Annotated in this window: 14 protein-coding genes; 5 read left to right on the top strand and 9 right to left on the bottom strand. The window is 61.5% G+C overall.

From position 1 onward, the window contains the following. Positions 1-2 precede the first annotated feature (2 nt). From HKK53_RS30715 to HKK53_RS30680, 8 genes are all read right to left on the bottom strand, one after another. Entirely contained in the window at positions 3-3,215 is a 3,213-nt protein-coding gene (locus HKK53_RS30715; RefSeq protein ID WP_169373856.1) for a transporter substrate-binding domain-containing protein, read from the bottom strand. A gap of 12 nt (positions 3,216-3,227) precedes the next feature. Further along, on the bottom strand, positions 3,228-3,848 hold the full coding sequence (locus HKK53_RS30710) for a response regulator transcription factor (protein ID WP_169373855.1): 621 nt from the start codon (positions 3,846-3,848) through the stop codon (positions 3,228-3,230). Positions 3,849-3,990: 142 nt separating this feature from the next. Continuing rightward, entirely contained in the window at positions 3,991-4,425 is a 435-nt protein-coding gene (locus tag HKK53_RS30705) for a response regulator (protein WP_169373854.1), read from the bottom strand. Between the two features lie 76 nt (positions 4,426-4,501). Further along, positions 4,502-5,707 (bottom strand): EAL domain-containing response regulator, encoded by a 1,206-nt coding sequence (locus HKK53_RS30700; protein ID WP_169373853.1) that lies wholly within the window; start codon positions 5,705-5,707, stop codon positions 4,502-4,504. A 125-nt stretch (positions 5,708-5,832) separates the two neighbouring features. Then, positions 5,833-6,222 carry a response regulator gene (locus HKK53_RS30695; RefSeq protein ID WP_169373852.1) on the bottom strand — a complete coding sequence of 130 codons (390 nt, stop codon included), beginning with the start codon at positions 6,220-6,222 and terminating at the stop codon, positions 5,833-5,835. A gap of 217 nt (positions 6,223-6,439) precedes the next feature. Next, the gene (mgtA, locus tag HKK53_RS30690) at positions 6,440-9,145 is read right to left on the bottom strand and encodes a magnesium-translocating P-type ATPase (RefSeq protein WP_169373851.1); all 2,706 of its coding nucleotides are present in this window, start codon (positions 9,143-9,145) and stop codon (positions 6,440-6,442) included. A 522-nt stretch (positions 9,146-9,667) separates the two neighbouring features. Beyond that, positions 9,668-11,005: a lysine N(6)-hydroxylase/L-ornithine N(5)-oxygenase family protein gene (locus HKK53_RS30685; RefSeq protein WP_169373850.1), complete on the bottom strand. Its 1,338-nt coding sequence runs from the start codon at positions 11,003-11,005 to the stop codon at positions 9,668-9,670. Between the two features lie 131 nt (positions 11,006-11,136). Next, positions 11,137-11,619 (bottom strand): sigma-70 family RNA polymerase sigma factor, encoded by a 483-nt coding sequence (locus HKK53_RS30680; protein ID WP_149661304.1) that lies wholly within the window; start codon positions 11,617-11,619, stop codon positions 11,137-11,139. Positions 11,620-11,937: 318 nt separating this feature from the next. On the opposite strand from HKK53_RS30680, the gene HKK53_RS30675 reads away from it, so the two are divergent. The 3 genes from HKK53_RS30675 to HKK53_RS30665 are packed head-to-tail and all read left to right on the top strand — an operon-like array spanning position 11,938 to position 16,480. Next, positions 11,938-13,110, top strand: coding sequence for an efflux RND transporter periplasmic adaptor subunit (locus tag HKK53_RS30675; RefSeq protein WP_169373849.1), 1,173 nt, complete (start codon positions 11,938-11,940; stop codon positions 13,108-13,110). Then, positions 13,111-15,084, top strand: a complete 1,974-nt coding sequence (locus HKK53_RS30670; RefSeq protein WP_169373848.1) for a MacB family efflux pump subunit — start codon at positions 13,111-13,113, stop codon at positions 15,082-15,084. Positions 15,085-15,091: 7 nt separating this feature from the next. Beyond that, entirely contained in the window at positions 15,092-16,480 is a 1,389-nt protein-coding gene (locus HKK53_RS30665; protein ID WP_169373847.1) for an efflux transporter outer membrane subunit, read from the top strand. A 137-nt stretch (positions 16,481-16,617) separates the two neighbouring features. Here the strand turns inward: HKK53_RS30665 and pvdP are convergent, their stop codons facing one another. Beyond that, positions 16,618-18,237 (bottom strand): pyoverdine maturation tyrosinase PvdP, encoded by a 1,620-nt coding sequence (gene pvdP / locus HKK53_RS30660; RefSeq protein ID WP_169373846.1) that lies wholly within the window; start codon positions 18,235-18,237, stop codon positions 16,618-16,620. 251 nt (positions 18,238-18,488) lie between these two features. Between pvdP and pvdM the strand changes: the two genes are divergently transcribed. Both pvdM and pvdN read left to right on the top strand, forming a co-directional pair. Beyond that, the gene (pvdM, locus tag HKK53_RS30655) at positions 18,489-19,859 is read left to right on the top strand and encodes a pyoverdine-tailoring dipeptidase-like protein PvdM (protein WP_169373845.1); all 1,371 of its coding nucleotides are present in this window, start codon (positions 18,489-18,491) and stop codon (positions 19,857-19,859) included. Continuing rightward, positions 19,856-21,136 carry a pyoverdine-tailoring periplasmic protein PvdN gene (gene pvdN / locus HKK53_RS30650; RefSeq protein WP_169373844.1) on the top strand — a complete coding sequence of 427 codons (1,281 nt, stop codon included), beginning with the start codon at positions 19,856-19,858 and terminating at the stop codon, positions 21,134-21,136. The genes pvdM and pvdN overlap by 4 nt, the downstream gene beginning before the upstream one ends. Positions 21,137-21,161: the final 25 nt, after the last annotated feature.

Below are 21,161 nucleotides of genomic sequence, written 5' to 3'. Positions count from 1 at the left end.
CGCTAGCCAAGACTCTTGTCGAGGCCCGCCATGGTCTGCTGCAAACGCTCGACGGCCTCGTCGATCAGCGCCGCACGACCTTCGGCGCAGGCCAGTTCCAGTTGCTCGCAACACTCGATCAGGCGGATCGCCCGGACCATGCGCGCACTGCCCTTGATGCGGTGCGCCAGGTCCTTGAGATGCTGGCGATCATCCGCCGCGTGCGCCTGAAGCAGGTGTTGGCGATCTTCGCGGTTGGTCATCGCCAGATCGTGCACCAGGCGATTGATCAACGTGCGGTCGCTGCCGACGTATTGCTCAAGACCGCTCAAGTCGATCTCTGACGCCGGCGGCTCCTGAATTTTCACGGTCGATTCGCCTGGAAACCGCGCCGCCAACCACGCACTCAGGTCCCCCAGGCGAATCGGCTTGAACAGGCACTCATCCATGCCGGCTTCGAGGCAACGCCGCTTTTCCTCGGGCTGGGCATTGGCGGTAAAGCCCAGGATCAGCGTGGCGGGCAAGCCTTGCGCGCGTTCTTCATCACGGATCGCCATCGCCAGTTCATAGCCACTGAGCACCGGCATGTTGCAGTCGGTGATGAGCACATCGAGCGGCTGTTTGCGCCATTGTTCCAGCCCTTGTTCGCCGTCCTCGGCCTCCAGCACCCGGTGCCCCAGATAACTCAGTTGCCGCGACAGCAACAGGCGATTGCCGGGGTAATCATCGACCACCAGAATCGTCAACGGCCGGGTCGGCAGTGGCCAATCGCTCGACGGCACAGCGTCGCTTGCCAACGGTTGCAGGGCTGGCACCTCCAGGCTGAGCTCGACCCGGGTCCCCCGACCAAGGTGGCTGTGAAGCTGCAATCGACCGCCCATCATTTCGCACAAGGAGCGGCTGATCACCAAGCCCAATCCTGAACCGCTGCGCCCGGTCGCCGGACTGTTGCCAGCCTGGATAAACGGGCTGAACAGTCGTTGCTGATCGGCGGCGCTGATGCCGATGCCGCTGTCTTCAATCGTCACGTTCACCGTCAGCTGGCCGGGCAAGCCAGGCTTCACGTGCAGGGCCAGGCTGACCTCGCCGTCTTCGGTGAACTTGATGGCGTTGCTCAACAGGTTCGACAGTATCTGCTTGAAACGCAGGGGGTCGATCAACACATCGCGGTTGCTCTGCTCGTCCAGTTCGACCCGCCACTCCAGTGCCTTCTGCCGCGCCAGCCCTTCGAAAACCCGGCCTGTTGATTCTGTCAATTGGCGCAGGTTGGCCCGTTCCGGTGTCAACGATAAATGCCCGGATTCGATGCGCGCGATGTCCAGAATGTCGCCGATCAACGCCAGCAGCTGCTGCGCGGAACTGGACGCCACCTCAATGGCGAAACGGTCGGTGATGCCTTCTTCGGAGCGTTTGAGGGCCAGTTCGAGCATGCCGATCAGGGCATTCATCGGCGTGCGGATTTCATGGCTCATGGTCGCCAGAAACGTGGTTTTGGCGCGGTTGGCGTCGTCGGCGGCGTCCTTGGCGTCCTGCAATTGCTGCAACCATTGCTGGCGCTGGCGAATCTGCCGGCGTTGCCAGACGATCCAGCCCAACGCCAGCAACAGCAGCAACCCGCCAGCGGCGAAGGCCTGCAAAATCCCTTGGCGATGGCGCAGCCAATAACTGTCATCCACCGCCACGTCGTTGCTCCAGCGCGCCACCAGCTCGTCCATCTCCTCGGGCGAGATGCTCAGCAAGGCCTTGTTCAGAATCGAGTGCAGCTCAAGCGCACCGCGATCGGTGGCCAGGGTGATACGCGCCGGTTCGTCGCCCACCGTGCTGTTGATTTGCAGGCGCTCGCGGTATTGCCGGGCAATCAGGTAACGGGTCAGGATTAATGAACTGAGTGCCGCATCAGCCTGCCCTTTCATGACCGATTCCAGGCCTTGGGCCGGGCTTTGCACTTCAACCAGGCGAATGCCCGGGGCGCGCGCCTGAACATATTCGCGCAACGGATGACTGTGGTTGATCGCCAGACGTTTTCCGGCCAGATCGTCCAGGGTTTTCGGGCTGCCCGGGGACGCGGTGCTGACCAGGACGAACGGGTTGCTCAAGTAAGCGCGGGTGAAGCGCAACTCGCCCTCGCGTTCGCGGCTGGGAATGATCGCCGGCAACAGGTCAATCTCACCGGCCTTGAGTTGCTGGACCTGCTGGTCCAGTGAACGGCTGCGTTGCACCTTGAAGGTCAAGCCACTGCGCTGGCTGATCAAGGTCAGTAATTGCGCGGTCAATCCACTGAAGCGACCCTGGGCATCGAAAAACGTCAGTGGCGCAAAGTCTTCGACAACGCCCACGGTCAACGTCGGATACCGAGCCCGCCAGCGTTGTTCGCTGGGACTCAATTGCACACTTTGCTGACCTGAAATGTTGGCCCTGCCAGCACTCCAGCGTTGCTCGATGGCAATACGTTGCTCCATGGGAATCGCCGCCAGTGCCTGATCGACAATCCTCGACAGACGCGTATTGCTGCGGGCCAGGGCAAAGCCGAACGGATTGGCATCCAGGCCGGAAGGCCCCGCCAGGTGGACGTTGTTGAGGTAGTTATTGTTGATCAGGTAATTGGCACTGATGAAGTCGCCCAGGTAGACGTCATCCTGCCCAAACGCTACGGCACCGAGCGCTTCAAGTGTCGAGGGGTAAAGGTGCAGGCTCGCCTCGGGATAGAACGCCGTGATGCTTGAGGCGGGCAGATAGTCATCGACCATGGCGATGCGCTTGCCGGCGAGATCCTCGGGCATCCGCTCGTCCAGTCGGGTGACCAGCATGGGTTGATCTTCGGCGTAGGCGCGCGAACTCGTCAGTTCGGGATCGGCCGCTTCGAAGTTGTTCGAGGTTCCGAGCAAATCCAGCTCATCGGCTTTGAGCGCCTGCATGGCGGCCTCGCGCGTGGCGTAACGCAGCACCTCGATCCTGACGTGCAGCAACTGGGCCAGCAAATCAGCGTAGTCGGCGGTGATGCCTTCCAGTTCATCGTGGTTGCGCGTCAACTCGAACGGCGGGTAGTCCGGGCCGGTGACGCCTAGACGCAAGACCCGCTTGTTGCGCAGCCATTGCCAGTCTTTGTCGTCGAGGCGGACTTCGTAGCCGTCCACAGTCGAGCGTCCGAGCAAACGCTGCGTCTTCGCCCCGTTGAGCGACTCGGCCGCAGCAAGCACTACGGAGAACAGCAGCAACAGGAAAAGACACGCACGCATAGTCTGGCTCGTTCAAATCAGATGGTTGCGTTTGGCGAATTCACGCAAGTACACCGACGAAGGCACCCTGAGTTTTTCAGTCAGGCGCGTCTTGTAGGTGCTGACGGTCTTGTGGCTCAGGTGCATGAGCTCGGCGATGGCCTTGTTGCTCATGCCGCGAGCCAGGTGCTGGCAGATGGTCAGTTCGCGATTGGAGAGCAGGTCGATCAGTTGTTTTTCAGTGCTTTGCAGACTGTCCCGCGATACCGCTGGCAACTGGGTGAAATAGGTGTAGCCGGCCATGAGCGCGTGCACCGCTTCGTGCAAATGCCTCAAGTCGTTGGTTTTGGAGACATAGGCCAGGGCCCCGGCACGCATGCAACGGTCTTGAAAATGCTGCGGGTCCAGGGACGAGAAAACCAGTACCCGGCACGACTGATCACTGGCCTTGATTCGCTCCAGCACATCAAGCCCGTCGAGGGACGGCATGACCAGATCGAGCACCAACAGCTCCGGCGAATGCTCGCGCAACAGCGACATCACCTCGCTACCGTTCGACGCCTCAAAAATGCGTCTGAAGCTCTTCTGCTCAAGGACAATTTTGACTGCGGCCCGTACCACCGGATGATCGTCCACAATCAACGCTGACTTCATGGCAACTCCTTGTGCAAAGACATGACGACTGCACACCGAATACCACCGGGATTGGCTCGGGTAGACGCAACGGCTGCGCAATGACTTTTGCATGGGAGAACAGGCAAAACCACCTGTCAGATCTGACAGTTCCGACGAACGGTCAACCCTGCTGTTGCTTGTACAACCGGGTCAACCAGGGTTGCTCTTCAGCCGGCATCGGCGGATCGACCACCGTCATCAACTGCACCAGAGTGCCCAGATCGGGCAGCACGCCATGGCTGACCTGAACCTTTTGTTGCGCACATCCCGGAATCGGCGGCAATTGGGCCTGCTCACCGTCATAGATCAAGGCGTAATGAACTTGCGGGTTGTTCAGAAAGAACCCCAACCAGTCCAGCGCCCCGTTCGCTATGGCCGCGTTGACCACCACCAGATCGAACGGCTCGCAACCGTACTCCACCAGGGTCAGCAGTTCTTCGAGACTTTGCGCGGGTGCAACCCGGAAGTAATCGAGTTGATTGAACAGCCGCTCGATTTTCATCCGATGGAAATGCTGCTCATCGGCGATCAGGATTCGTAAGGCTTTATTCGGCATCATTGCCCCGGGAGAGTGAGTGATTCATGTCGCGCAAGGCTACGGAACACCTGTTGAATTTTCTGTAGGACCTTTCCTAAAAATCACTTCTCACCGCCCCACGCAAAGGCAGCCATTGCAGCAAATCCTCACCGCTCATGGGTCGCGCGTACCAGTAGCCCTGCCCTTGCGTGCAACCCAGCGCCAACAATTGCTGGCGTTGCGCCTCGGTTTCGATGCCTTCGATGACCACCGACATCCCCAGCGCCTCACCCAACGCCAGGGTGCTGCTGATCACGGCGCGGCAACGAGGTTCGTGTTCCAGGGTTCGGACAAATTCGGCATCGAGCTTGATCTCGTTGAACGGCAACTGACACAGGCGTTGCAGCGAGGAAAACCCGGCGCCGAAATCGTCGATGGACAACTGGCAGCCCATCATCCGCAAACGCACCAGGCTTTCGAGGCTGGTGGCCGGGGCCTCCAGCAGACCGCTTTCGGTGAGTTCAAACGTCAGGCTCGCGCCCACCGTGGCGTGCCGGGCCAGGATGTCCTTGATGGTGAACGTCAGCTCGGTATTGGCCAGTTGCGCGGTTTGCAGGTTGAACGCCATGTTCAGGGTGAAGCCATGTTGCCTGGCCTGTTGTTGCAGGCTCAACGCCTGATCCAGTTGGGCAAACAGCAACTCATCCATCAACCCGCACCGCTCCAGCACCGGCATGAACACCGCAGGCGACAACACACCCTCGATCGGATGCAACCAGCGACATAGCACCTCGACCCCACACACGTCACCGGTTTGCAGGTTGAACTTGGGTTGATACCAGGCCTGCAATTGCCGGGCGGCCAGCGCCCCACGCACTTCCTGCTCGGTGGCCAGCTCCGGGATTTGCATCGACCAAGGCTTGGCAACCGGGCTGTTGAGGTATTTGTTCAACAATTGCGCCAGCACCTCACCATGCAGCGGTTTGCCGACATCGCCGAGCAGCGCCAGGCCCGACAGCGACACCATCTGATGCACGGCCCGACGCAAATCCGCCGACAACACACTGCTGATGATGATCGACTTCACCTGCCCCGAAGCGCCGACCCGCTGCAAAAAGGCCAGGCCGTCCATGCCTTCCATCTGCAAGTCGCACAGGGCGATATCCACTGCGCCGACCGCATCCAGGACCTCCAGCGCTTCGGCGCCGTCGCTGGCTTCGAATACCTCGTGGCAACCCAGCGCGCCCAACATGTTCACGGCGACGGAACGCTGAAAGGTGTGATCTTCGAGCACCAGGACACGCAGTGGCAGGTTGGGCATGGAAGGCGTCGACTCGTCGGTTGGGGTGCGACGATTGTCCAGGAACCACGGGGCAAGCTAATTAGGAAACGTCTGAAACTCTGTAGGAAACGTCCCATAAACCTTCTAGTGCCGGTAGAACTGGATCACCACCCAAGGCTTTGCATAAAAGCCTGGAGCGCTTGCCGGTCCGGCGTACCAATGAGGCTCAGTTGTCGTCGGCACGAAGTAAACAGCAACTCGGGCTTTTCCTGGCCGCGACGTGCGTCATGGATCAAACCGTGGCGGACCTGCGCATTGCGCATGAAAAACCGGTGAGGATCGGCACCGGCACTGCTCAGTAACTCGCCGTTGATAATCAGCAGGTCGAATGCCTCGAAGGGCTCGTAGGAATAGTGGGTCAAGTCCAGAAGTTCACGCAGGGAGGTCGCCTGGGTGATGCGTCGATAGCCCAGTTCGTTGAGGTGTCTGGCCATGCGTTGTTGTAGAAGTGGCTGGGGTTCGGCGATCAGGATGTGCAGGGGTTGAAGCGACATGGGTTTCGACTGGCTGGGGTTTCCCTCACGCTAGACGAAACACCTTGATACCGATGTAGGACGGTTCTGAAATGTGTCTTCAGCAGGTCCCACACCGATGTGGCGTTGGCGCAACACCTGTGGCGAGGGAGCTTGCTCCCGCTGGGCTGCGAAGCGGCCCCCTTCGACGACGGCTTCGCCGCCGAACGGGAGCAAGCTCCCTCGCCACAACAGCGATTTATTGCCAGCCAAACCGGCGAATGTAGAAGCCTTTCACCGCCTGGGTCAGGCCCATGTACGCCAGCAGAATCACTGGCAAAAACACAAAGTACAGCGACGGCAGCGCCTGCAGTTTGAAGTAGTGCGCGAACGGCCCCATCGGCAGGAAGATGCCGATGGCCATGATGACCCCAGTCATGATCATCAGCGGCATGGCCGCGCGGCTTTGCAGGAACGGGATCTTCGGCGTGCGGATCATGTGCACGATCAGGGTCTGGGTCAGCAACCCCACCACGAACCAGCCGGACTGGAACAGGGTCTGGTGGTCCGGGGTGTTGGCGTCGAACACGTACCACATCAAGGCAAAGGTGCTGATGTCGAAGATCGAACTGATCGGGCCGAAGAACAGCATGAAACGGCCGACATCCGCCGGTTGCCAGCGCTGTGGTTTTTTCAGCATGTCTTCATCGACGTTATCGAACGGGATGGCGATCTGCGAAATGTCATACAGCAGGTTTTGCACCAGCAGGTGCATCGGCAGCATCGGCAGGAATGGGATAAACGCACTGGCCACCAGCACCGAGAACACGTTGCCGAAGTTCGAACTGGCGGTCATCTTGATGTACTTGAGCATGTTGGCGAAGGTCCGCCGCCCTTCGAGCACGCCCTCCTCCAGCACCATCAGGCTTTTTTCCAGGAGGATGATGTCGGCCGCTTCCTTGGCGATGTCCACCGCGCTGTCCACTGAAATGCCGATGTCGGCCGCGCGCAGCGCCGGGGCGTCGTTGATGCCGTCGCCCATGAAGCCGACGACATGGCCGTTGCCCTTGAGCAAACGGACGATGCGTTCCTTGTGCGATGGCGTCAGTTTGGCAAAGACGTTGGTGGTTTCCACGGCCAGCGCCAGTTCGGCGTCGCTCATGCGTTCGACGTCGCTGCCCATCAGCAGGCCTTGTTGCTCCAGGCCGACTTCGCGGCAGACCTTGGCGGTCACCCGTTCGTTATCGCCGGTCAGCACTTTCACGGCGATGCCATGCTCGGCCAACGCACGCAGGGCCGGCGCGGTGCTTTCCTTGGGCGGATCGAGGAACGCCACGTAGCCGATCAGGGTCATCTGTTGCTCGTCGGCGATGCTGTAAATCGCTTGGTCTTTCGGCGTATGCCGCGCCGCCACGGCCACTACGCGCAAGCCTTCTTCATTGAACGACGCGGTGACTTCACGAATCCGCGCCAACAGTTCATCGCTCAGCGGCTCGTCGTGGTCACCGTGGCGAACCCGGGTGCAGCCGGCGAGGATTTCTTCCACCGCACCTTTGCACACCAGCAAGTGATGCGGCTGATCGTGCTCGGCGACCACCACCGACATGCGCCGCCGGGTGAAGTCGAACGGCACTTCATCGACCTTGGCAAACGCCGTGGCCACTTCCAGTTCGCGGTGCACTTCGACGTGTTGCAACACCGCCACGTCCAGCAGGTTTTTCAGGCCGGTCTGGTAGTAGCTGTTGAGGTAAGCCATTTCCAGCACGTCATCGGACTCTTCACCCCAGACGTCGACATGGCGGGCGAGGAAGATCTTGTCCTGGGTCAGGGTCCCGGTCTTGTCGGTGCACAGCACGTCCATGGCGCCGAAGTTCTGGATCGCGTCCAGACGTTTGACGATGACCTTTTTGCGCGACAAGAACACCGCGCCCTTGGCCAGAGTCGAGGTGACGATCATCGGCAGCATTTCCGGGGTCAGGCCCACGGCGATGGACAGCGCGAACAGCAGCGCCTGCATCCAGTCACCCTTGGTGAAACCGTTGATGAACAACACCAGCGGCGCCATCACGAACATGAAGCGGATCAGCAGCCAACTGACTTTGTTCACGCCGTTCTGGAACGAAGTCGGCGCGCGGTCGGTGGCGCTGACCCGTTGGGCCAAGGCGCCGAAATAGGTGCTGTTGCCGGTGGTCAGGATCACCGCAATGGCTGAACCCGACACCACGTTGGTGCCCATGAACAGAATGTTGTCGAGGTCCAGCGGGTTGGCTGTGTCGCTGTCCTGCTGACGGGGAAATTTTTCCACCGGCATCGATTCGCCGGTCATGGCCGCCTGGCTGACGAACAGGTCCTTGGCGCTGAGCACCCGGCAATCGGCGGGGATCATGTCGCCAGCCGAAAGCACGATCAGGTCCCCGGGCACCAGCTGCTTGATCGGCAATTCGATGCGTTGCGCACCCTGGCGCAGCACGGTCGCGGTGTTACTCACCATGGCCTTGAGTGCATCGGCGGCCTGGTTCGACTTGGCTTCCTGCCAGAACCGCAGCAAGGTCGACAGCACCACCATGGAGAAAATCACCACGGCGGCCTTGAGGTCTTCCGTGAACCACGACACCGCCGCCAACAAGGTCAACAGCAGGTTGAACGGATTTTTATAGCAGTGCCACAGGTGCACCCACCACGGCAGCGGCTGCTCATGCTCGACTTCGTTGAGGCCGAATTGCTCGCGCAGGGTGTCGGCTTCGAGCTCGCTCAAGCCATCGCTGTGACTGCCGAGGTTATCCAGCAACAGGCCGGTGTCGCTGTTGGCCGCGGACACCAGGGTCTGCGCCAACGTCGGCGGTACTTCACGGCTGACCGTGGTGTCGTTGATGCTTTCCAGCAAGGCCAGGCGACGGAAGTGCCGGGCGATGTGGCGGGTGCGCAGGAATCCGACAAAGAATTCCTTGAGCAAGGTCAGGTTCATGGCAGTTACCCCCCAGGGTCAGCCGGGGAAACCGTCGAGCAGGCGCGTCGAGTCGCCGCGATGACGACATAAAAGTCGAGCATCACGCACGGTTCAGCGTCGATGAGAGGGACGTCGGGAATCGCGCCGCCACAGGCCGCGATCGGGATGCCGCTACTCGCTTTTCAGCAAGTCAACGGCACAAAAAAAGCTGCGCGTCAGCTTGCCGAGAAGGTGCCGGTTACTGAAACCGGCCGACGACTGTCACTCGAACAAGTACCCACTGTGGGTCTCCGCTATTGATGAAAACGCGCGAAGCTTACGCCCCGATTTCTGGAGAGTAAACGATGCCGGGGGCCGTGCCGGGGGAATCGGCGGGTTCTTCAGGAAGGGTTCAGGATGATCAAAAAACTGTGGCGAGGGGGCTTGATCGTTCCCACGCTCCGCGTGGGAATGCCTCCAGGGACGCTCTGCGTTCCAATGGGACGCGGAGCGTCCCGGGCTGCATTCCCACGCGGAGCGTGGGAACGATCAGGGTGGGGATTAGCTGGCAGTGGCGAGTAACAAATCCATCACCGAACGACCATGCCCGCGGGACTTGCCATGGTCATACAGCGAGCCTGCGATCTCATCCGCGCGAATCGGCAGGATCGACAGCAAGGTGTCGCTCAAGCCATGGCTGGCCTGGCAGAAGCCCTGCATGTAGATGCCGGCCTTGCAGCGCTCGTCGGTGATCAGTTTGTAGTTGCGATCAACTTCGAAATCGCCCAGGTACGCTTCCAGCGGCGCCAGCAGTTTGCGGTGCATCTGGCGCTCGTAACCGGTGGCCAGCACGACGGCGTCGTAATGACGAACCGTGACTTCGCCGGTGGCATTGTTGCGCACCGCCAGTTCGATGCCGTGCTCGGTGGCGGTGGCTTTTTCGATGGTGGTCAGGGTGCGGAACACATGACGGGCAATCCCGGAAACCTTCTGACGATAGAAGATGCCGTAGATGCGTTCGATCAGGTCGATGTCCACCACCGAGTAATTGGTGTTGTGGTACTCGTTGACCAGGCGCTCACGCTCGCTGCTTTCCTGCTGGAACACCAGGTCGGTGAACTCCGGCGAGAACACTTCGTTGACGAACGGGCTGTCGTCCGCTGGCTTCAGCGCCGAACCACGCAGGATCATGTCCACCTGCACCGACGGGAAGCTGTCGTTCAAATCGATGAAGGCTTCCGCCGCGCTCTGCCCGCCACCGATGATCGCGATACTCATCGGCTTGTTGTTCACGCACGGCTGCTTGGCCATTTGCGCCAGGTACTGCGAATGGTGGAACACGCGGCCGTCATCTTTCATCGCTTTGAACGCTTCGGGAATACGCGGCGTGCCGCCCGCGCTGACCACGATAGAACGGGTGGTGCGCACGTGCTGCTGACCCTGGGTGTCGCGGGAGATCACGCGCAACGCTTCGACCTGCTGGTTGTGCAGCACCGGCTCGATGGTCAGCACTTCTTCGCCATAGCGACTTTGTTCAGTGAACTGCCCGGCCACCCAGCGCAGGTAGTCGTTGTACTCCATGCGGCACGGATAGAAGGTGCCCAGGTTGATGAAGTCCACCAGGCGCCCGTGGTGCTTGAGGTAATTGACGAACGAGTACGGGCTGGTCGGGTTGCGCAGGGTCACCAGGTCCTTGAGGAAGGAAATCTGCAACTCGCTCTGGGTCGACAGGGTGTTGCCGTGCCAGCTGTAGGTGGCCTGCTTGTCGAGAAACAGTACATCCAGCTCACCCTGGCTCGGCCCGCGCTCTTGCAGGGCGATAGCCAGCGCCAGGTTCGAAGGGCCGAAACCGACGCCGATCAGGTCGTGAACGATGGGCGATGCAATTGCCTGTGTCATTTCCAGTGTCCTCTGGATGAACCCCTCAACAAGGGGAGGAAGCCTAAGTGACCTGGCCGGCCCGGAGCAGGACAGCAGATCGTCTGTTGAGTAGGAACGAGGACAATGAAAAAAAATTTAATGGGAGGGGATCAATGGGCGTCCCATTGCTTGATGCGCACCCGGCAATGCTTCATGGCATTGACGATGTGTTTTTCCACCAGCGCCCGGGAAATCCCCAGGTGTTCGGCGATCTCGGGGTGCGACAGGCCATCGATCTTGCGCAGCAGAAAACTCTCGCGGCACAACTTGGGCAATTCCGCCAGGGCACGCTGGAGCATGGCCAGGCGTTGGCCGTGATCGAGGCTTGTATGCGGTGACGGCGTGAAGTAGCGCTCTTCGGTATCGAGCACTTCCAGGGATTCGACTTGGCGCAGGGCATTGCGTCGATGGTCGTCGATCACCAGATTGAGCGCGGTGCGATAAAGGAAGGCCCGGGGCTGCTCGATCGGCGTGTCGCTGGAACGCTCCAGTACGCGCAGATAAGCGTCATGCACCACATCTTCGGCCACCTGACGGTTGCCCAGCTTGGCGTTCAGGAAACACACCAGCTCGCGATAGTAGTTTTCCAACATGACTCCCGGCCGCACAGGGTGCGGTTTCTGTCCTTGCGCCAGATCCACGACCGCCAAATGGGCAGTAGCGGATGATGGCAATTTGAGTCGCGTAATTTATAGTAATTCTCATATAGATTTAAAGTGCTGTTTCGGTTTGCCCGACAAATAGTGCCGCGCTATACCTGTAACTCTGTGTTTCCGCGCTTAAATTCCACCCTTCCCGCCTCGTTTACAGGACAGCTCCCCGTCTCTGTCGCCCCGCGACAGCCCTCAGCTGTCGCCTGAATGTGCGCGCAACCTGAGTGACGGGCCGATTTCCATTGGCCGGAACCCTGCATGAAACGTCCCCGCACCGCACGACGCGCCTTGCTTGCAGCACTGTGTCTGATCCCCGTTATCGCCGTCGCCGCCTGGCAGATCCTCCCGCCCGGCCGCGATCAGTTTGCCACGGTGCAAGTCAGCCGCGGCGACATCGAAAGCAGCGTCACGGCTCTCGGCACCCTGCAACCGCGACGTTATGTCGACGTCGGTGCCCAGGCTTCAGGGCAGATCCACAAGATTCATGTGGAAGTCGGCGACGTGGTCAAGGAAGGCGATCTGCTGGTGGAAATCGATCCGTCCACGCAACAGGCCAAACTCGACGCCGGGCGTTTTTCCATCGACAACCTCAAGGCCCAGTTGCAGGAACAAAAGGCCCTGCACGAACTGGCCCGGCAGAAATTCCAGCGCCAGCAGAACCTCGCTGCCGGCGGCGCGACCCGTGCCGAAGACGTGCAAACCGCCCAGGCTGAATTGCGCGCGACCCAGGCTCGGGTCGAGATGTTCCAGGCGCAGATTCGCCAGGCCCAGGCCAGCCTGCGCAGCGACCAGGCCGAACTCGGTTACACGCGCATTTATGCACCGATGAACGGAACCGTGGTCGCCCTCGATGCCCGGGAAGGCCAGACCCTCAACGCTCAACAACAGACGCCATTGATTCTGCGCATCGCCAAACTGTCGCCGATGACGGTCTGGGCCGAGGTCTCGGAAGCCGATATCGGCCACGTCAAACCCGGCATGACCGCCTGGTTCACCACGCTCAGCGGGGGCAAGCGCCGCTGGAACAGCACGGTGCGGCAGATTCTGCCGATCCCGCCCAAGCCGCTGGACCAGACCAGCCAGGGCGGCGGCAGCCCCGCCAGTTCGAGCAAAAGCGGCACCGGCCGCGTGGTGCTCTATACGGTTTTGCTCGACGTCGACAACGCCGATAACGCCTTGATGGCGGAGATGACCACTCAGGTGTTCTTCGTCTCCGATCAAGCAAAAAACGTCCTCACCGCGCCGATTGCCGCGCTGCAAGATGGCCCCCAGGCCGACAGCCAGACCGCGCAAGTGGTCGCGAAAAACGGCGCCATCCAGCAACGTGAGGTGCGCACCGGCATCAGTGACCGGCTGAAAGTGCAGATCCTCGACGGCCTCGAAGAAGGCGATCACCTGTTGATCGGCCCGGCCGACGGGAGTGGCGGCTGAATGCAGACGCCCCTGATCGACCTGCAGGACATCCGAAAAGCCTACGGTGGCGGCGACGCCCCGCAAGTTCACGTGTTGCGCGGCATCGACCTGGCGATCCATGCCGGTGAATTCGTGGCGATCGTCGGCGCGTCCGGCTCCGGCAAATCGACACTGATGAACATCCTCGGCTGCCTCGACCGACCGACCTCGGGCGAGTACCGCTTCGCCGGGGAAAACGTCGCCGCCCTGGACAGCGATGAACTGGCCTGGTTGCGCCGCGAGGCGTTTGGCTTTGTGTTCCAGGGTTATCACCTGATCCCGTCCGGTTCGGCCCAGGAAAACGTCGAGATGCCGGCGATCTACGCCGGCACCCCGGCGGCCGAACGCCACGCCCGCGCCGCCGCCCTGCTCGACCGCCTCGGCCTGGCCACGCGCACCGGCAATCGCCCGCACCAGCTCTCCGGCGGCCAGCAGCAACGGGTATCGATTGCCCGCGCCTTGATGAACGGCGGCCACATTATCCTCGCCGACGAACCCACCGGCGCCCTCGACAGCCACAGCGGCGCTGAGGTCATGACCTTGCTCGACGAGCTGGCGAGCCAGGGCCACGTGGTGATCCTCATTACCCACGACCGCGAAGTCGCGGCGCGGGCCAAGCGCATCATCGAAATCCGAGACGGCCTGATCATCAGTGACAGCGCCCACGACGATCCCACCGCACAAACCTCGGCCAACCCCGGCGCCTTGCAGGCGGTGGACTTGCGCAAGCGTCTCAGTGAAGGCGCCGAGGCCACTGGTGCCTGGAAAGGCGAACTGGTGGACGCTGTGCAAGCGGCGTGGCGGGTGATGTGGATCAACAAGTTCCGCACCGCCCTGACGTTGCTGGGGATCATCATCGGCGTGGCGTCGGTGGTGGTCATGCTGGCGGTCGGTGAAGGCAGCAAGCGCCAGGTGATGGCGCAGATGGGTGCGTTCGGCTCGAACATTATTTACCTCAGCGGCTCGGCGCCAAACCCGCGTACACCGCCGGGCGTGGTGACCCTGGACGACGTCGCCGCCCTCGCCAGCCTGCCGCAAGTGCGGCGGATCATGCCGGTCAATGGCGCCGAGGCCGGGGTACGCTTTGGCAACGTCGACCACATGAGTTACGTCGGCGGCAACGACACCAATTTCCCGGCGATCTTCAACTGGCCAGTGGTCCAGGGCAGCTATTTCACCGAGGCCGACGAACGCAACGCCGCGGCGGTCGCGGTGATCGGCCACAAGGTGCGCAGCAAATTGCTCAAGGATGTTGCCAACCCCATCGGCCAGTACATCCTGATTGAAAACGTGCCATTCCAAGTGGTTGGCGTCCTCGCTGAAAAAGGCGCCAGTTCCGGCGACTCCGACAGCGATAACCGCATCGCCATCCCCTATTCGGCAGCCAGTGTCCGCTTGTTCGGCACGCACAATCCTGAATACGTGGCCATCGCCGCAGCGGACGCCCGCAAGGTCAAGGAAGCCGAAAAAGCCATCGAGCAATTGATGCTGCGCCTGCACAACGGCAAGAAGGATTTCGAACTGACTAACAATGCCGCGATGATCCAGGCCGAAGCGCGCACGCAAAATACCCTGTCACTGATGCTCGGCTCGATTGCCGCGATTTCGTTGCTGGTGGGCGGGATCGGCGTGATGAACATCATGCTCATGACCGTGCGCGAACGGACCCGCGAGATCGGCATCCGCATGGCCACCGGCGCCCGTCAGCGCGACATACTGCGCCAGTTCCTCACCGAAGCGGTGATGCTCTCGGTGGTCGGCGGCCTGGCCGGGATTGCCCTGGCGCTGATCGTCGGCGGCGTGCTGGTGCTCAGCGAAGTCGCCGTGGCGTTTTCCTTGATGGCGGTGCTCGGCGCCTTCGGCTGCGCCCTCGTTACCGGTGTTGTCTTCGGCTTCATGCCGGCCCGCAAAGCTGCCCGGCTTGACCCGGTCACGGCCCTTACCAGTGAATGATCGATCTATGAAGCCGCCACTCAGTCTATTGACCCTTTGCCTGCTGCTCAGCGCGTGCGGCAGCCCTGCCCCGCGCCCGGACAGCGGCCTCGCACCGCCCGCCACTTGGCAATCGCCCCACAGCGCCACGCTGGATAACCGGCAATGGTGGACGCAATTTGGCAGCCCGCAACTGGATCGCCTGATCGAACAGGCCAGGATCGGCAGTTTTGACTTGGCGGCAGCGGTCGCCAGAGTACGTCAGGCCCAGGCCGGGACGGTGATTGCCGGCGGTTCGTTGCTGCCGGAGGTCAAGGCTGCGGGGAATGCCAATCGGCAAAAACTGCTACGGGGCAAAGGCTACAGTCAGCTCGATGCCGACAGCAGCAATCAGGCGGTGGACTATTTCGATGCCAACCTCAGCGCCAGTTATGAAATCGATTTCTGGGGCGGCAAACGTGCGTCTCGCGACAGTGCGCAATGGGGCTTGAAGGCCAGCGAGTTTGATCAAGCCACGGTGGAGCTGACCTTGCTCAGCGGGGTGGCCAACAGTTATGCGCAAACCTTGTCGCTGCGAGAGCAAAGCCGTATCGCCGAGTTGAACCTGGCCAATGCGCAAAACGTCTTGAAGCTGGTACAGACCCGTTTTGATTCAGGCTCGGCCACCGCACTGGAACTGGCCCAGCAGAAAAGCCTGGTGGCCGCCCAGCAACGGCAATTGCCGCTGGTGCAGCAACAGGCTCAGGACGCACTGATCAGCCTCGCCGCCCTGCTCGGCCGTCCGGTTCAGGAACTGGACCTGAGCCAGGAACCCTTTGATCGACTGCAATGGCCGACCATCGGCGCCGGCCTGCCCAGTGAGCTGCTGAGCCGCCGCCCGGACATCGCCCGGGCCGAAGCGCAATTGGCGGCGGCCCAGGCTGACGTCACCGTCGCCCGCGCGGCCATGCTGCCGACGGTGACCTTGAGCGCCAACATCGGTTCAGGGGCCAACAGTTTCTCCGACATCATGCGCAGCCCCTTCTACAACCTCACCGCCGGGCTGGTCGCGCCGATCTTCAACAACGGCCGCCTCGGTGCCGAGCGCGACAAGGCCACCGCGCGCCAGGAAGAGCTGCTGGAAATCTATCGCGGCGCAATCATCAACGGCTTCGCCGACGTTGAAAAAGCCCTCAATAGCATTCGCGGATTGGACGAACAACGGCAGTGGCAGAGTGAAGAGCTGAATCAGGCGCAGACGGCGTTCAACATCGCGCAAAGTCGTTATCAGGCTGGGGCCGAGGATTTGCTGACGGTGCTGGAGACCCAGCGAACGCTGTATGCGGCGCAGGATTTGAATGTGCAATTGCGGCTGGCGCGGGTGCAGGCCAGTGTGGCGTTGTACAAGGCGTTGGGTGGGGGGTGGCAGGCGTTGTAATGGCAGTGATGCCAGGCAAGTAACCTGTGGCGAGGGAGCTTGCTCCCGCTGGACTGCGCAGCAGTCCCCTTCTTTTCAGGTAGAGAGCGGGCCGCTTCGCGCCCCAGCGGGAGCAAGCTCCCTCGCCACAGTGGGGTTCAAGCCTGACTCTGCTTGGCCTTCAAATTACGCGCATACCACGGCCGTTTCGGCACCCGACGGAACAGGTCGGCGAGTTTCTTTTCGTCTTCGCCAAAGGTGATGCGCAAGGCGAGTTTCATGGTTTCCGGGTCCATTTCCACTGACTTGCCAGCCTGCAATCCCGGCGTGGTGCTGCAGCCGTGGGTAGTCGGGCCAAGCCACGGGTCATCGACCTCAACCCAGCGCCCCGGCGCAAACCAGTGCACGCCGTTGACTTCCAAACGGCTGACTTCACCCGGATGAAAACGCTCATGGGCGCGAAACCAGTCTTCGACCCGGTCATCGATCCAGCCGTGGAAGTGCCAGAACACCGGGTTCACATGGGACGAAAACGGATCGCCGAGAAAGTCGTTTTCCGGGGCAAACCAGCGCGCGGCAAAGTCGTCCAGGTCCCGCGCCAGTGGCACCGGTGCGCCGTTCGAAGGGTCGCGCGGCACCGAAGCCCAACGCATGTGCAGCCAGTCGTGCAGGCCCAGCTCCACCTCGGAACCGAACTGCCCCAGGGTCAGCTTCGACAAGTATTGCGGATCGCGGTACTGCGATTCCCAGACCTGGAAATTGGTCTGGTAAGTCTCGGCCGTTTTCAGATCGGCCACCCACTGGGTGTACTCGTCATCGCCCTCGGCCAGCCAGGTCGGCGGCAGCGCGGTGCCGTCGTGGTTGTCGAAATAACGGGCGAAACCGGCGCGGTCACGCACCAGCTCCGGCTGCGGCAGCGGGAAGTACTGCCAGGACGGCAAGTCCTGCATCGAGCGCGCCGTGCCGAGCATGTGCCGGTGCATGAAAAAGAAATCGATCCCGGAGCCGTTGCGATCCTTGTGCTTGCCCCGGGCATCACGCTCCTGGTCACGCGGCCCCGGCTGCCAGCCAATGCCGCGCAGGGCATCGCGCTTGTCCTCGGACAAGGTGTGCCATTTGTCCCGGGAGGCATGCCAGAGCTGGTGGAACAACCGATGCTCGGGCGACACCAGCCAGGCCAGCAGCGGCGGGTTCAGTGCGGTGCGTTCCCGGGCCTCGGGGAATAAATGTTTGACGGCGATAAAACGATTGTCCTGGGCGGGCAGAACCAACGGACGATCGAGGCGCGACACCCGGCCACTGAGGCTGCCGCTGCCGGCATTGCCAAACGCGGCCCAGACCTCGTCCAGGCGCATGTTGAATTCGTAATCGGTCTTGCCACCGGGGCCGACCAGTCGCCAGCTCAGTTGCGCGGCATTGGCCTCGGCCAGGTCGCCGAAGATCCGGTAACGCGGGGCATCGGCACCGCGCAGATGCTCGGCAGTGTCGAGAAAACCACTGACCCCGCGCCCCTTGTGGCCAATGTCGAGAAACACTTCGAGCCCGTCCCGGGGCACGCCGTCGAGGCCGGCGTCGTTGCCTTCGAAGCGAATCGTCCAGACCCCGCGCAAGGCATCCGCCAATCGCTGGCCGGTGACGTCCGCGACATCGAACGACGCTTCACCGGGGGTGATCGTCGGGTCCGGTTTCGTCCATTCGCGATGCCCATAAAAAACCGCAGGCACGGCGGCGCCAGTCAGCGCCAGGCCCGCCATGAACCATCGTCGAGAAATCGTCATTGCCCTACCTGTGTCAGCCATGAAGCAGGCTTTATCCAAGCTAGAACGTTCGTCCCCGTCACAAATTTAAGAGCTTCGCGGGCAAGCCTCGCTCCTACGGGTTTGGCGCACGACACATCACCTGTAGGAGCGAGGCTTGCCCGCGAAGGGGCCATCACATTCACCTAAATTCTCACGTGGGTCACTCGTTCTTTCCAGATAGCAAAGGCCCCTGCGCCCGCACCGGGGCGGCGAACCTGACTGAGATGGCAATGACAAAACCTCGTTCGAAAAAGGCTCTTTACATCGGCCTGCCGCTGGCCCTGGCGATCAGCGCCGGTACAGGTTTTGCGGTTTGGGATCACTGGTTCAAGGACAATCCCGGTTATCCGCTCAAAGTGCTGCAACAGGCCGATGAGCTGCACGAACGCATGCTCTCTTTCGACAGCCACATCACCGTGCCCCAGGATTTTGGCACCGTCGGCAACGAGATCGACAAAGACGGCACTGGCCAGTTCGACCTGGTCAAAGCCAATCGCGGACGCCTGTCTGGCGCGGCGCTGACGATTTTCGGCTGGCCGGAATTGTGGAACGGCCCCAACGCGCCGCACAAACCCACCGCCGGTTTTGTCGCCGAAGCGCGTAACCAGCAGGAGATCCGCTACAAGATCATCTCCGGCATGGTCCGCGACTTCCCCAATCAGGTCGCCATCGCCTACACCCCCGCCGACTTCCGGCGCCTGCACGGTGAAGGCAAGTTCGCGATTTTCATGAGCATGCTCAACGCCTATCCCCTGGGCCATGACCTGAACCTGTTGGATCTGTGGGCCGCCCGTGGCATGCGCATGTTCGGCTTCAGCTACGTGGGCAATAACGACTGGGCGGATTCCTCGCGCCCGTTGCCGTTTTTCAATGATTCACCGGACGCCCTCGACGGTTTGTCGGACATCGGCAAGCAAGCCGTACAGCGGTTGAACGACCTGGGTGTGATCATCGACGTGTCGCAGATGTCGACCAAGGCCCTGGAGCAAGTCGCGCAATTGAGCCGCGCACCGTTGGTGGCCTCGCACTCGGCACCGCGCGCCATGGTGGATATCCCGCGCAACCTCAGCGACAAGGAATTGCAGCTGATCAAGAACAGCGGCGGCGTGGTGCAAATCGTCGGCTTCTCCCAATACCTGCGCCCACTGACCCAAGGCACCCAGGACAAACTCAACGCCCTGCGTGCCCGCTTCGACCTGCCACCGCTGCCGAACCTCGCCTACGCCTTGATGCCGGGTGACCCGATCATCGCCGCGTGGTCCGAGCAGAAGTTCGGCGAGTACGCCAGTCAGCTCTACGCCATCCTCGAGGAAGAACCCAAGGCCGGCCTCAAGGACCTGGGCGACGCCATCGATTACACGGTGCGCAAGATCGGCATCGACCACGTCGGCATCAGCTCCGACTTCAACGAGGGCGGCGGCGTCAAAGGCTGGGAGAACGTCGGCGAAATCCGCAACGTCACCGCCGAATTGCTGTCGCGCGGTTACTCCGAGGCGGACATTGCCAAGCTGTGGGGCGGCAACTTTCTGCGGGTCTGGGACCAGGTGGAAAAATTGTCGAAACCGTCGCTGATTTCTGCCCGGGAAGCCGCCAAGCCATGAGCAATCGTCGTGACTTTCTCAAGCAGGCCGGGATTCTCGCGGCCGCCCTGCCCTTGGGCTCGGGGCTGAACAATGTCGCCGGCGCCGCCACGACTGCGCCGCAGCCAAAGGGCAAATGGGCGCAGTTGCAGCAGTTGTTCAACCAGGACCCGGATTACCTGCATTTCTCCAACTTCCTGATCACCTCCCACCCCAAACCCGTGCGTGACGCCATCGAAATGCACCGCGCCGCGCTGGACAAGAACCCGGGGCTGGCGATGGATTGGGACCTGGGCGTGATCGAACAACGCGAAGCAAACGTGCGGGTGTGGGCGGGCAAATACCTGCAAGCCGACCCGAAGCAGATCGCCCTGACCGGTAGCACCACTGAAGGCCTGGCAATGATCTACGGCGGCGTGCACGTGCGCCCGGACCAGGAAATCCTCACCACCGAGCACGAACACTACGCGACCCACACCATCCTCGAATTGCGCACGCAACGGGATGGCACCAAGGTGCGCAAGATCAGGCTGTTCAAGGACCCGCAGACGGTCACCAAAGAAGAAATCCTGGCCGCCATCGACCGCAACATCAAACCCGAAACCCGGGTACTCGGCATGACGTGGGTGCACTCCAGCAGCGGCGTGAAAACCCCGATCAGCGAGATCGGCGCCCTGGTGGACAAGCACAACCGCAATCGCAGCGACGCGGACCGGATCATTTACCTGGTCGATGGCGTGCACGGGTTTGGCGTCGATGACCTGAGCTTCCCGGCCATGAACTGCGACTTCTTTATTGCCGGCACCCACAAATGGATGTTCGGCCCGCGCGGCACCGGCGTCGTCTGCAGCCGCAGCACCGAGGTGAAGTACGTCACGCCGATCATCCCGACCTTCTCCGAGGCCGAGGACTTCTCCACCACCATGACGCCGGGCGGTTATCACTCGTTCGAGCACCGCTGGGCGCTGGACGAAGCCTTCAAGTTGCACCTGCGACTGGGCAAGGCCGAGGTTCAGGCGCGTATCCACGAGCTGAACAGCTACCTGAAAAAACGCCTGCAACAACGCCCACAGGTCGAACTGGTCACGCCCCTGAGCCCTGAGCTGTCGGCCGGCTTCACCTTCTTCCGGGTCAAGGGCAAGGACAGCGACAAGATCGCCGCCTACCTGATGAAAAACCGCGTGGTCGCCGATGCCGTCGAGCGCGACGTCGGGCCGGTGATCCGGACCGCGCCGGGCCTGCTGAACAGCGAAGCGCAGATCGACCAGATGCTGGTGTTGCTCGACAAGGCCCTTTGATGATCCCTCTTACTTTTTTATCGAG

This window comes from Pseudomonas sp. ADAK7 (genome assembly GCF_012935675.1).
GTDB lineage: Bacteria > Pseudomonadota > Gammaproteobacteria > Pseudomonadales > Pseudomonadaceae > Aquipseudomonas.
Note: the sequence above shows the minus strand (reverse complement) of the source record. Positions and strands in the feature narration are given on the sequence as shown.

Excerpts from the sequence above, each read along its gene's own strand:
- HKK53_RS30715 (WP_169373856.1), bottom strand. The coding sequence starts at position 3,215 with ATGCGTGCGTGTCTTTTCCTGTTGCTGCTGTTCTCCGTAGTGCTTGCT.
- pvdP (WP_169373846.1), bottom strand. The coding sequence starts at position 18,237 with ATGACGATTTCTCGACGATGGTTCATGGCGGGCCTGGCGCTGACTGGC.
- HKK53_RS30685 (WP_169373850.1), bottom strand. The coding sequence starts at position 11,005 with ATGACACAGGCAATTGCATCGCCCATCGTTCACGACCTGATCGGCGTC.
- HKK53_RS30705 (WP_169373854.1), bottom strand. The coding sequence starts at position 4,425 with ATGCCGAATAAAGCCTTACGAATCCTGATCGCCGATGAGCAGCATTTC.
- HKK53_RS30700 (WP_169373853.1), bottom strand. The coding sequence starts at position 5,707 with ATGCCCAACCTGCCACTGCGTGTCCTGGTGCTCGAAGATCACACCTTT.
- HKK53_RS30695 (WP_169373852.1), bottom strand. The coding sequence starts at position 6,222 with ATGTCGCTTCAACCCCTGCACATCCTGATCGCCGAACCCCAGCCACTT.
- HKK53_RS30680 (WP_149661304.1), bottom strand. The coding sequence starts at position 11,619 with ATGTTGGAAAACTACTATCGCGAGCTGGTGTGTTTCCTGAACGCCAAG.
- HKK53_RS30670 (WP_169373848.1), top strand. The coding sequence starts at position 13,111 with ATGCAGACGCCCCTGATCGACCTGCAGGACATCCGAAAAGCCTACGGT.
- pvdN (WP_169373844.1), top strand. The coding sequence starts at position 19,856 with ATGAGCAATCGTCGTGACTTTCTCAAGCAGGCCGGGATTCTCGCGGCC.
- HKK53_RS30675 (WP_169373849.1), top strand. The coding sequence starts at position 11,938 with ATGAAACGTCCCCGCACCGCACGACGCGCCTTGCTTGCAGCACTGTGT.
- pvdM (WP_169373845.1), top strand. The coding sequence starts at position 18,489 with ATGACAAAACCTCGTTCGAAAAAGGCTCTTTACATCGGCCTGCCGCTG.
- HKK53_RS30665 (WP_169373847.1), top strand. The coding sequence starts at position 15,092 with ATGAAGCCGCCACTCAGTCTATTGACCCTTTGCCTGCTGCTCAGCGCG.
- HKK53_RS30710 (WP_169373855.1), bottom strand. The coding sequence starts at position 3,848 with ATGAAGTCAGCGTTGATTGTGGACGATCATCCGGTGGTACGGGCCGCA.
- mgtA (WP_169373851.1), bottom strand. The coding sequence starts at position 9,145 with ATGAACCTGACCTTGCTCAAGGAATTCTTTGTCGGATTCCTGCGCACC.